The sequence below is a fragment of the Streptomyces sp. NPDC091281 genome (assembly GCF_044757425.1).
GTDB lineage: Bacteria > Actinomycetota > Actinomycetes > Streptomycetales > Streptomycetaceae > Streptomyces.
The window spans coordinates 967,761-979,464 of the sequence record NZ_JBIVUY010000001.1 but is presented as its reverse complement, the minus strand read 5'-3'; the positions used below and the strand labels follow the sequence as shown (position 1 = coordinate 979,464).

Sequence of the window (11,704 nt, the reverse complement as noted above, 5' to 3'; positions counted from 1 at the left end):
AAGTTCATCCCTGGGTCTGCTGGATAGCTTCGCGGAGCACCTGGCGGTCGTCGAAGGGACGGACGACCCCGGCGATGTCCTGGCCCTGCTCGTGGCCCTTGCCCGCGACGAGCACGGTGTCGCCGGGCCGGGCGCGGGCCACGGCGGCGGCGATCGCGGCGGCCCGGTCCTCGAAGAGCTGTACCTCGCCGCGCTCGTGGGCGGGCACGGACGCGGCGCCCTGGAGCATGGTGGCGAGGATCGCGAGGGGGTCCTCGGAGCGGGGGTTGTCGGAGGTGAGGACGGCGGTGTCGGCGAGCCGGGCGGCGGCGGCGCCCATCGGGGCGCGCTTGGTGGTGTCGCGGTCGCCGCCGCAGCCGAGCACGATGTGCAGCCGGCCCTTGGTGACCTTGCGCAGCGCCTTCAGCACCGACTCGACGGCGTCCGTCTTGTGGGCGTAGTCGACGACCGCGAGGTAGTCCTGTCCGGCGTCCACCCGCTCCAGCCGCCCCGGCACGCCCGGTACGGCGCCGATGCCGTCGGCGGCGGTCTGCGGGTCGATCCCGGCCGCGGCGAGGGCGACGACGGCGGCGAGGGTGTTGGCCACGTTGAAGGGCCCGGCGATCGGCGACCTGGCCGAGATCCGCTCCCCCCGCGGTCCTACGGCGGTGAAGACGGAGTCCATCGGCCCGACCTGGACGTCCACGGCCCGCCAGTCGGCGTCGGGGTGGCCCTCGGCGGAGAAGGTGACGACCGGGACGGTGGCCTCCCCGGCGAGGCGGCGACCGTACGCGTCGTCGAGGTTGACCACGCCCAGGCGGCTGCGGCGCGGGGTGAACAGCTGCGCCTTGGCCTGGAAGTAGTCCTCCATGTCGGAGTGGAACTCCATGTGCTCCGGGCTGAGGTTGGTGAAGACGGCGACGTCGAAGACGCAGCCGTCGACCCGGCCGAGCACGAGGGCGTGGCTGGAGACCTCCATGGCGACCGCCTCGACGCCGCGCTCGCGCATGACGGCGAAGAGGGCCTGGAGGTCGGTGGCCTCGGGGGTGGTCCGCTCGGACTTGATGCGCTCGTCGCCGATGCGCATCTCGACGGTGCCGATGAGGCCGGTGGAGCGGACGGGCCTGAGGCCGCCCTCGACCAGATAGGCCGTGGTGGTCTTGCCGGAGGTGCCGGTGATGCCGATCTGGAGCAGGTCGCGGCCGGGCCGTCCGTAGACGGTGGCGGCCAGCTCGCCCATCAGGCCGCGCGGGTCGTCGACGACCAGGACCGGCAGGCCGGTCGCGGCGGCCCGGTCGGCGCCGGTGGGATCGGTGAGGACGGCCGCCGCGCCGAGGCCGGCGGCCTGGGCGACGAAGTCGGCGCCGTGGGCGCGGGCGCCGGGCAGGGCGGCGTAGAGGTCGCCGGGGCGGACGGCGCGCGAGTCGTGGGTGATGCCCGTGATCCCGGCGGCGCCCTCGGGCCGTTCGGCGCCCAGCTGATCGGCCAGCTCCGTGAGCGGGAGGGCGGTGACCCGCGTCGGTCGGGGCGGTCCCGGGTAGGTCACGGAAGCGCCCTTCTGGGTGGTTTGGGACTGATCAGCGTGTGGCACGGCGGTGAGCGTACCGGGCGTGGCGGCCTGCGGGCGAAGCGAGGCCGGGGGCCCGGCGGGGGGCGGGGCCTGGTTCCCGGGTTCGGGAGTGATCATGGTCACGGGCTGGATTCCTGGCTGGTTCGGCGCTGAACACGGGCTGACGGAGGATCAGGGGACGAAGGAGACCGGGTAGTTCGCGGGCTTGGCACCGGTCGGCGGGATCTGGAGCGTCTTCAGCGAGAACTCCATGACCTGCTTGAAGATGGGCCCGCAGATCTGGCCGCCGAAGTAGCTGCCGGAGGTGGCGTTCTGGATGGCGCAGTAGACGGTGACGCGCGGCTGGTCGGCGGGGGCGAACCCGGCGAAGGACGACGTGTAGCCCTTGTAGCGGCCGGTGGCCGGATCGACGCGGTTGGCGGTGCCGGTCTTGCCCGCGACCCGGTAGCCGGGGATGCGGGCCTTCGTACCGGTGCCCTCCTCGTCGTCCACCACCGACTCCAGCATCCGGGCGAGGGTCTTCGCCGTCTTCGCGCTGACCACGCGGGTCTTCTCCGGTGCCTCGGCCGGGGTGAAGCGCCCGTCGGGGCCCTTGGTGCCGCGCACCAGGCTGGGCTCGACGCGGACGCCGCCGTTGGCGACGGTGGAGTAGACGGACGCGGCCTGGAGCGCGTTGATGGAGACGCCCTGGCCGAAAGGGATCGTGTACTGCTGCGAGGTCGACCAGTCGCCGGGCGCCGCGAGGATGCCCTTCGTCTCGCCGGGGAAGTCGACGCCGGTGTAGCCGCCGATGCCGAACTTGCGCAGGTAGGAGTGGAGGACCTGGTTGGCCCGGTCCTGCGTCTTGCCCAGTTCGCCGGTGGCGAGGATGGTGCCGATGTTGCTGGACTTGGCGAGCACGCCGTTGAGGGTGAGGTACCAGGTGGCGTGGTCGATGTCGTCCTGGAAGAGCCGGTCCCCGCGGTGCAGCCGGTTGGGCACGGTGACGTGCGTGAGCGGGGTGGCGGCGTTCTCCTCCAGCACGGCGGCCATGGACATGACCTTGGCGGTGGAGCCGGGCTCGTAGGCGTCCTGGAGCGCGGCGTTGCCGAGCGCGGCGGGGTTCGCCTTCGTGAGGTCGTTGGGGTCGAAGCCGGGCGAGTTGGCCATGGCGAGGATCTCGCCGGTGCGGGTGTCCTGGACGATGACGTAGCCGCGGTCGGCCTTGGACTTCCTGACCTGCTCGGTGATGGCGTTCTGGGCCGCCCACTGGATGTCCCGGTCGATCGTCAGCTCGACGGTGGAGCCGGGCACCGCGGGGGTCTCGGTGGAGCCCGCGGTGGGCACCTGGCGGCCGCCGGACTGGGCGTAGCGGATCTTGCCGTCCTTGCCCGCGAGGACCGTGTTCAGTTGCTGCTCGACCCCGCCGCCGCCCTTGCCCTCGGCGTTGACCCAGCCCAGTATCCCGGCGGCGAGTTCGCCGTTGGGGTACACGCGCTTGCTGCTGGGGACGGAGAAGACACCGGCCAGCACGTTGACGGTGGCGGGGTCGGTCCCGGACTTCGCGGAGAGGGCCGACTTGAGGTCCTTGATCTGCTTCCAGACCTGCGGGGTCTGCCGTCCGGCGAGCTTGGCGTAGCGGGTCGCGGGGTCGGCGGGGCGCAGCTTCTTCACCAGGGCGGCCTGGTCCTGGCCGAGGATCGGGGCGAGCAGCGCGGCGGCCTGCTCGGGCCCGTCGCCGATCTTCAGCTGCTCGCGGTTGAACATCGTCGGGTCGGCGGTGATGTCGTAGGCGTCCTCGCTGGCGGCGAGGGCCACCCCGGAGCGGTCGGTGATCTCGCCGCGGGTGGCGGCGAGCACCTGCCCGACGTAGCGGTTCTGCTCGGCCTGCGCCGCGTACGTACCGGCGTCGACGGCCTGCACCTGGAGCAGCCGGACGACGAAGGCGGCCATCACCACGGTCAGCGCGAGGCCGACCAGGCGCAGCCGGGGGCGGGGGCTGCCCAGCCGGATGACGCGCGGCGCGGCGGGGCGCGGCGAGGCCGGGCGGCGGGCGGGCCGGGCGCCGGGGCCGGGCCTGCGGCGCGCGTCGGCGGGGCGGGCGGGCCGGGCGGGGCCGGGCACGCGGCGACGCGGCGGTTGCCTGTCGGACACTTCCGTCACCTGCCGGGGGTCGTGATCGTGGACGAGCCTGTCGAATCTGAGGAGCCTGTGGTGCCCGCCGGGGCGGCGGGCGGCGCCGCGGGCACGGGCGCCGCCTGCGGGGCCACGGCGGTGGCGGCGCCCGGCGCGACGGCGGCGCCGGGGGCGGCGGCCGGGGTGGGTGCCGTGCCCGGTGCCGGGGCGGCGGGGGTGGGCACGGCGGACGGGGAGGCGGACGGCGCGGTGCCCGGGACGGCGGCGGAGGGGGACGCCGAGGGGGCGGGCGCCGACGGGGAGGCGAGTGCCTCGGGCGGCCGGACCGCCGCGGGCGGCTGCGGGGCGGCCGAGGGGACGCCCTTCACCGTGCCGTCGGGGCCGAGGAAGGCCGGGTCGCCGCCGGGGACCATGCCGAGTTCACGGGCCCGGCGCTGGAGGGCGTCGGGGGCCGAGTAGGAGTCGATGTCCCGCTGGAGCGCCTGCTCCTCGTCGGTGAGGTTCTTGGTGTCGCGCTGGAGGTCGTCCATCTTGAACGAGCCCTCGCTGAGCGCCGAGTTCAGCACCAGCAGACCGATGAGCCCGCCACCGAGAAGAACCACGACCAGCAGGACGAACGGGGTACGGGCCGCCTGGCGCGACCGTACGGGGAAGAGCCGCGCGAGCCGGGCCGCGCGCCCTTTGAGCTGTGGTGTCCTAGGCACGCGTTCCCCCCTGGCTCCCCTGGGCCGTCCGGCTCCCCTGGCTGCGCCGCTTCCCCAGGCTCTCCCGCATCGCGGTCCCGCTCCCGCCGGGCCGCCGGGGGGTCCCCGGCCGTGCCCGCCTCGCTCCGCTCACTCGATGGCCTCCCTGATGCGCTCGGCCCCGCGCAGCCGCGCGGGGGCGGCCCGCCGGTTCTCGGCGACCTCTTCCTCGGTGGGAAGTTCGGCACCTCGGGTGAGCAGCTTGAGGCGCGGCTGGTAGCGCTCGGGCACGACGGGCAGTCCGGGCGGCGCCGTGGTGGCGGCACCGGCCGCGAACACCTGCTTGACCAGGCGGTCCTCCAGCGAGTGGTACGACAGCACGGCGATCCGCCCGCCGACCCCGATCGAGGCGACGGCGGCGGGGATCGCCCGCTCCAGGACGGCCAGTTCACCGTTGACCTCGATGCGCAGCGCCTGGAACGTGCGCTTGGCCGGGTTGCCGCCGGTGCGCTTGGCGGCCTGCGGGAGCGCGTCCCGGATCAGCGCGACCAGCCGGGCGCTGTTGGTGAACGGCTCCTTGTCGCGCTCCCGGACGACGGCGGACACGATCCGCTTGGCCTGCTTCTCCTCCCCGTAGGCGCGCAGCACGCGCACCAGCTCGCCCGGCGGATACGTGTTGAGGACCTCGGCGGCGCTGATGCCGGTCGTCTGGTCCATCCGCATGTCCAGGGGAGCGTCCTGCGCGTAGGCGAAGCCCCGGTCGGCCTCGTCGAGCTGCATGGAGGAGACCCCGAGGTCGAACAGGACGCCCTGGACGCGTGGCAGCCCGAGCCGGTCGAGGACGGCGGGGAGTTCGTCGTAGACGGCGTGGACGAGGGTGGCGCGCTCGCCGAAGGGGGCGAGGCGCTCGCCGGAGAGCCGCAGGGCTTCCTTGTCGCGGTCGAGGGCGACGAGCCGGGCCCCGGGGAACCGGGTGAGCAGGGCCTCGCTGTGGCCGCCGAGGCCCAGGGTGCAGTCGACGACGACCGCGCCGGGCTCCTGGAGGGCGGGGGCCAACAGGTCCAGGCACCGCTGGAGCATCACCGGGACGTGTCGACTCTGGCTCAAGGGGCCCTCTCAGATCCGGCGGGCGGTACGCACCGCCGGGTCCCCGCCCGCTCGGAGAAGGGGAGGTCCGCCGGCGCCGGAGGCGTCAGCCGACCGGGAGCGGGAGGGGGCCGAGCCGTACGTACGCGCCGCGCGCGCGGGGAGATCTCCGGCGGGATCGCCGTGGTCTCACGGGGAATTCAGTCCAGCAGGGAGATCGTCGCCTCCCGCTTCGCGTCACTTTAGTCCACCCTGTCTCGCGGTCAATCAACCGGCCCGCGCGTGGCGGCGGGCGCCGCGCGCGAAGCGGCGGATCGGGAAAATCACCCCGGTGGCCGTCCTCCCGCCACCCGTGTGGATTACCTCACACCAGGGCGGGATGACTCTTTTTCCTCATTTCTCCGACGCGACCGGACAGCGGGTGACCAGTACGGTCATGGGTATGACGACTTCCGCATCGGTACCCACCGGCCCCGGGGCAGCCACCGCTCAGGCCGGCTCCGTCACCGACCGCCTGGTCCAGGCGAACGAGCGGTATGCCGCCGCGTTCACCGATCCCGGCATGGACGCCCGCCCCGTGCTCAAGGTGGCGGTGGTGGCCTGCATGGACGCCCGCCTCGACCTGCACGACGCCCTCGGCCTGGAGCTGGGCGACTGCCACACCGTCCGCAACGCGGGCGGCGTGGTCACCGACGACGTGATCCGCTCCCTCACCATCAGCCAGCGGGCCCTCGGCACCCGCAGCGTGGTCCTGATCCACCACACCGGCTGCGGTCTGGAGACCCTCACCGAGGAGTTCCGGCACGACCTGGAGATGGAGGTCGGCCAGCGCCCCAACTGGGCGGTGGAGGCCTTCCGGGACGTCGACCAGGACGTCCGGCAGTCGATGCAGCGGGTGCGGACCTCGCCGTTCCTGCTCCACACCGACGACGTGCGCGGCTTCGTCTTCGACGTACGGACCGGACTGCTGCGCGAGATCGACCCCGCGGGGCAGACGGAGCAGTAGGACGGTGGGCGTCGGTCCGGGGCCCTGGGGTCCCGGGCCGGGCCGCTGTCGCGCGACCGGGCGGATAATTGGTCGAACACCCGGTAGAAGGGTCCTGGTACCTGACATATCGCTGTCAGTTGTCCACAGGCGAGTGACACGAAACGGTAACGGCGGCAAGAATGCGGGTGTGACGTCACGTTGAGCGTTTCGCGCGTGGTGTCCGTGTTTCGGGGTGGGCCGGTCCGCGTCAGAGAGCGTCGGCCCGGAAAGAACGGGCCGAGGAGGGCCGGGTGACGACCTATGACGAACGAGCGAGCCTCACTGATCTGACCGCCACTGTGGAGCGTGTCCGCAGTTCGGTGGAGGGAGTGATCGAGGGCAAGCCCGAGGTCGTACGGCTTTCGCTGACCGTGCTCCTCGCCGAGGGACATCTGCTGATCGAGGATGTCCCCGGCGTGGGCAAGACGATGCTGGCCAAGGCGCTGGCACGGTCCATCGACTGCTCGGTGCGACGCATCCAGTTCACACCGGACCTGCTGCCCTCGGACATCACCGGGGTGTCCATCTGGGACCAGCAGCGCCGCGACTTCGAGTTCAAGCCGGGGGCGATCTTCGCGCAGATCGTGATCGGCGACGAGATCAACCGCGCCTCCCCGAAGGCCCAGTCCGCGCTGCTGGAGTCCATGGAGGAGCGCCAGGTCACCATCGACGGGCACACCTACGAGCTGCCCAGCCCCTTCATGGTGGTGGCCACGCAGAACCCGGTGGAGATGGAGGGCACCTATCCGCTGCCCGAGGCCCAGCGCGACCGGTTCATGGCCCGCGTCTCCATCGGCTATCCGAGCGCCGAGGCCGAGCTGCAGATGCTGGACGTGCACGGCGGGGTGAACCCCCTGGACGACCTCCAGCCCGTGGCGCACGCGCACGAGATCGTGAAGCTGGTCGAGGCGGTCCGCACGGTCCACGTCGCCGAGGCCGTCCGGCGGTACGCGGTCGACCTGGTCGCCGCCACCCGCACCCACCCGGACCTCAGACTCGGCGCCTCGCCGCGCGCGACGCTGCACCTGCTGCGCGCGGCGAAGGCGTCCGCTGCCCTCGGCGGCCGGGACTACGCGCTCCCGGACGACGTGCAGAACCTCGCGGTGGCCGTCCTGGCGCACCGCCTGCTGCCCACCGCGCAGGCCCAGCTCAACCGCCGCACCTCCGAGCAGGTCGTCGAGGAGATCATCCAGCGCGTCCCGGTGCCCGCGGGAGCCCAGCAGCAGCGGGGCTTCGGCGTGGGCCAGGACGAGCCGGGCTACGGCCGGCAGCAGCCGCGGAGGCTGTGATGGCCGGCGCCGCCGCCGGTCCGCCGGAGGCCGAGCACGACGACCCGGAGGGCCGGGGCGCCCGCGCCGAGCACGGCGGGGCGCGCACCGCGCTCGCCGGTCTCACCACCCGCGGCCGGTCCTTCCTGGCGGCCGGGATAGCCGCCGCGATCTGCGCCTACGTCCTCGGGCAGCCCGACCTGCTGCGGGTCGGACTGCTGCTGGCCGTGCTGCCGCTGGTCTGCGCGGCCGTCGTCTACCGCACCCGCTACCGCGTCGCGGGCAGCCGTCGGCTCTCCCCCGCACGCGTGCCCGCGGGCAGCGAGGCCCGCGTCCACCTGCGGATGGACAACGTCTCCCGGTTCCCCACCGGCCTGCTGATGCTCCAGGACCGGGTGCCCTACGTCCTCGGCCCGCGCCCCCGCTTCGTGCTGGACCGGGTCGAGGCGGGCGGGCGCCGCGAGGTGTCCTACCGGGTCCGTTCCGACCTGCGCGGCCGCTATCCGCTGGGCCCGCTCCAGCTCCGGCTGAACGACCCGTTCGGCATGTGCGAGCTGACCCGCTCCTTCTCGACGCACGACACGCTGACGGTGGTGCCCCGCGTGGAGCCGCTGCCGCCGGTCCGCCTCGGCGGCGAGGCGCAGGGGTACGGCGAGGGACGGCAGCGCTCGCTGGCCCTGGCGGGCGAGGACGACGCGATCCCGCGCGGCTACCGCTACGGTGACGACCTGCGCCGCGTCCACTGGCGCTCCACGGCCCGCTACGGCGAGCTGATGGTGCGCCGCGAGGAGCAGCCGCAGCGCTCGCGCTGCACGGTGCTGCTGGACACCCGCGGCCTGGCCTATGCGGGGGCCGGGCCGGACTCGTCGTTCGAGTGGGCGGTGTCGGGCGCCGCGTCCGTCCTGGTGCACATGCTGGAGCGGGGCTTCTCCGTCCGGCTGCTGACCGACACCGGCACCTCGGTGCCCGGCGAGGGCTCCGACGGGTTCAGCGGGGCGGGCCAGGGCTCGGCCGACGCGGCGGGCCTGATGATGGACACCCTCGCGGTGGTCGACCACTCCGACGGCACCGGGCTCTCCCCGGCGTACGACGCGCTGCGCGGCGGCACCGAGGGGCTGCTGGTGGCCTTCCTCGGCGACCTCGATGAGGCGGACGCGGCGGTGGCGGCCCGGATGCGGCAGCGCAGCGGGGGCGCGGTCGCGTTCCTGCTGGACGGCGACGGCTGGGGCCGTGAACCGCAGCGTGAACCGATCGGGGGGTCTCGTCCGATGAAGGGGCAGGAGGAGCGGCTTCGGCTGCTGCGCGAAGCGGGCTGGACGGCCGTGAGCGTGCCACGGGGCGCCTCCACGGCCGAGATGTGGCGGCAGGCGGACCGGGAGCGCTCGGGCGTCGTGACGCCGGGCGGGACGAGGGGAACGGGGGCGGGATCATGAGCGGGCGGGCCCGACTGACGCTGTGCTCCGCGGCGGCCACGCTGATGGCCGCCTCGGCCCTGCTGCCGCTGGTCGAGCAGACCTCGTGGATTCTGCAGGCGGCGTTCCTGCTGGCGGTGCAGTCGGGGGTGGGCGCGGCGACCCGTCGGGTGCCGCTGGCCCGGCCGCTGACCGTGCTGGCGCAGGCCGTGACGACCCTGCTGCTGCTCACCCTGGTCTTCGCCCGGGAGCAGGCCTTCGCCGGGGTGCTCCCCGGCCCGCAGACCTTCGTGTATCTCTCCGACCTGCTCCAGACCGGCGTCGACGACGTCGGCCGGTACGCGATACCCGCCCCGCTCTCCGACGGCATCCGGCTGATGATGATCGGCGGCGTGCTGGTGATCGGGCTCGCGGTGGACACCCTCGCGGTGACCTACCGCAACGCCGCCCCGGCGGGCCTGCCGCTGCTCGCCCTGTACTCGGTGGCCGCGGGACTGTCCGACGGCGGGACGGACTGGCTGTGGTTCCTGGTGGCCGGGGGCGGCTATCTGATGCTGCTGCTCGCGGAGAGCCGGGAGCGGCTCGCGCAGTGGGGGCGGGTCTTCGGCGGGGCTCCGCGCCATCCGGGTGACCTGTCGGGGCCGGTGGCGCCGGTCCGCACGGGGCGCCGGATCGGGGTGGCCGCGCTGGGGGTCGCACTGGCGGTGCCGCTGCTTCCGCTGCCCGCGATGGACGGCGGCCTGCTGGGCGGCACGGGTACCGGGGCGGGCACGGGCACCGGCGGCGGGGGCACCATCTCGGCGGTCAACCCGCTGGTCTCGCTGCGCGACAGTCTGAACGTGGACGAGGACCGCACGGTCCTCACCCTGCGCACCAACGCGGCCGACGTCTCGGACCTGTATCTGCGGATCGTCTCCCTGGACGACTTCGACGGCACCACGTGGAAGCCGTCCAAGCGGGACATCACCGCCGTCCCGGACGAGTTGCCCACGCCGCCCGGACTCGGCCCGGAGATCAAGCGGACGAAGATCACCACCCGGGTCTCGGCCGCCGGGTGGTACGCGCAGGACTGGCTGCCGATGCCCTATCCGCCGAGCGACGTCCGCATCAGCGGCCGGTGGCGGTACGAGCCGGTCGGGATGACCCTGGTCGGCGACCACCGCCAGACCACCCGCGGCAAGACCTACGAGGTCAGCAGCCTGGAACTGCGGCCGACGCGGGAGCAGCTGGCCTCGGCGCCCAGGCCGCCGAGCGCGCTGCGCGGCGAGTACACCCAGCTGCCCGACTCGATGCCGTCGGTGGTGGCCGACACGGCCCGCGAGATCACCGACGGCGCGTCGAACGACTACGAGCGCGCGGTGGCCCTCCAGGACTGGTTCGCGGTGACGGGCGGCTTCCAGTACGACACCGAGGTCGAGGTCGGCACCGGCCAGGACGCGATCGCCCGGTTCCTGCGGGACAAGCGGGGCTTCTGCGTCCACTACTCGTTCGCGATGGCGGCGATGGCCCGCACCCTGGGCATCCCGGCGCGGGTGGCGGTGGGCTTCGCGCCCGGTTCCCCGCAGGCGGACGGTTCGGTGGCGGTCAGTCTGAAGGACGCGCACGCCTGGCCGGAGCTGTATTTCGAGGGCGTGGGCTGGACCCGCTTCGAGCCGACCCCGACCCGTGGCACGACCCCGGCGTACACGCTGCCGGAGTCCTCGGAGACCCAGGTGCCGACGGCGCCCGAAGCCTCGGAGTCGGCGGACACGGCTCCCTCGGCGGCGCCTTCGACGAGCGCGAGCTGCTCGGCGGAGGAGAAGCGGCTCGGCGGGTGCTCCAGCGCGCTGCCGCTGGACGCGGCGCAGCAGGGCGGGGGCGGCCCGCCCTGGTACCGGATCGCCGGATGGACGGCGCTGGGCGTCGGGCTTCTGGTCCTGCCGTTGCTGCCGATGCTGTGGCGGCTGAGACGGCGCTCGGTGCGGCTGGCCTCCGCGCAGCACACCGGGCCCGCCGGGGCAGGCGGTCCGGGCGGTCCCGGCGGGCCGGGCGCTGGCTCGGGTGCGGACGAGGCGGGCGGTGCCGGTGGCGCCGAGGCCTCCGGCCCCGGGGTGCTGCTGGACGTTCCGGCGGAGGTGGTCTCCGAGGCCGCCGTCGCGCATGTCCTGGCGGTGTGGCGGGAGCTGACCGACACGGCCTGGGACTACGGCATCGCGCCCGACGAGGCCCTCACACCCCGCAGGGCGGCGGACCGGATCGTCCGGCTGGGTGAGCTGGAGGAGCCGGTGGCGCGGTCGGTGCACCGGGTGGCGGGCGCGGTCGAGCAGGTGCTGTTCGCTCCCCGGCCGCGCGCCGAGGCCGGTCTCGCGGACGATGTGCGCCAGGTGCGGGCGGCGCTGCGGGCGCGGGTCAGCGGGCGGACCCGGCTGCGCGCGGTGGTGGCGCCCCGTTCCGCCATCCGTGCGGTGTGGGACCTCAGCGACCGCTGGACGGCGGTGAAGGCGGGCTGGTCGGCCCGGTTGTCGGCGCTCCTGGCACGGCGGCCGTTCGGCGGACAGGCGGGCGGCTGAGACCGGACCCACCCG

Annotated in this window: 8 protein-coding genes; 4 read left to right on the top strand and 4 right to left on the bottom strand. The window is 74.1% G+C overall.

Going from position 1 to position 11,704, the window contains the following annotated elements; genetic code table 11:
* Positions 1-4: 4 nt before the first annotated feature.
* The 4 genes from ACIQPQ_RS04300 to rsmH form a co-directional block, all read right to left on the bottom strand.
* Positions 5-1,672 (bottom strand): UDP-N-acetylmuramoyl-L-alanyl-D-glutamate--2,6-diaminopimelate ligase, encoded by a 1,668-nt coding sequence (locus ACIQPQ_RS04300; protein WP_401299450.1) that lies wholly within the window; start codon positions 1,670-1,672, stop codon positions 5-7.
* Positions 1,673-1,720: 48 nt separating this feature from the next.
* Positions 1,721-3,682, bottom strand: a complete 1,962-nt coding sequence (locus tag ACIQPQ_RS04295) for a penicillin-binding transpeptidase domain-containing protein (RefSeq protein WP_401299447.1) — start codon at positions 3,680-3,682, stop codon at positions 1,721-1,723.
* Positions 3,683-3,687: 5 nt separating this feature from the next.
* The gene (locus ACIQPQ_RS04290) at positions 3,688-4,368 is read right to left on the bottom strand and encodes a septum formation initiator family protein (protein WP_401299444.1); all 681 of its coding nucleotides are present in this window, start codon (positions 4,366-4,368) and stop codon (positions 3,688-3,690) included.
* A 129-nt stretch (positions 4,369-4,497) separates the two neighbouring features.
* Positions 4,498-5,454 (bottom strand): 16S rRNA (cytosine(1402)-N(4))-methyltransferase RsmH, encoded by a 957-nt coding sequence (gene rsmH / locus ACIQPQ_RS04285; protein WP_401299442.1) that lies wholly within the window; start codon positions 5,452-5,454, stop codon positions 4,498-4,500.
* A 421-nt stretch (positions 5,455-5,875) separates the two neighbouring features.
* Here rsmH and ACIQPQ_RS04280 point away from each other — a divergent pair, with 421 nt between their 5' ends.
* The 4 genes from ACIQPQ_RS04280 to ACIQPQ_RS04265 all read left to right on the top strand — a co-directional run bounded on the left by ACIQPQ_RS04280 (position 5,876) and on the right by ACIQPQ_RS04265 (position 11,689).
* On the top strand, positions 5,876-6,439 hold the full coding sequence (locus tag ACIQPQ_RS04280; protein ID WP_383780272.1) for a beta-class carbonic anhydrase: 564 nt from the start codon (positions 5,876-5,878) through the stop codon (positions 6,437-6,439).
* A gap of 272 nt (positions 6,440-6,711) precedes the next feature.
* Positions 6,712-7,749, top strand: a complete 1,038-nt coding sequence (locus ACIQPQ_RS04275) for an AAA family ATPase (RefSeq protein ID WP_383780274.1) — start codon at positions 6,712-6,714, stop codon at positions 7,747-7,749.
* Complete coding sequence (locus ACIQPQ_RS04270) at positions 7,749-9,161, top strand: DUF58 domain-containing protein (RefSeq protein WP_401299438.1); 1,413 nt, start codon at positions 7,749-7,751, stop codon at positions 9,159-9,161. Before ACIQPQ_RS04275 ends, ACIQPQ_RS04270 begins: the two co-directional genes overlap by 1 nt.
* Positions 9,158-11,689 (top strand): DUF3488 and DUF4129 domain-containing transglutaminase family protein, encoded by a 2,532-nt coding sequence (locus ACIQPQ_RS04265; protein ID WP_401299436.1) that lies wholly within the window; start codon positions 9,158-9,160, stop codon positions 11,687-11,689. The genes ACIQPQ_RS04270 and ACIQPQ_RS04265 overlap by 4 nt, the downstream gene beginning before the upstream one ends.
* Positions 11,690-11,704 lie beyond the last annotated feature (15 nt).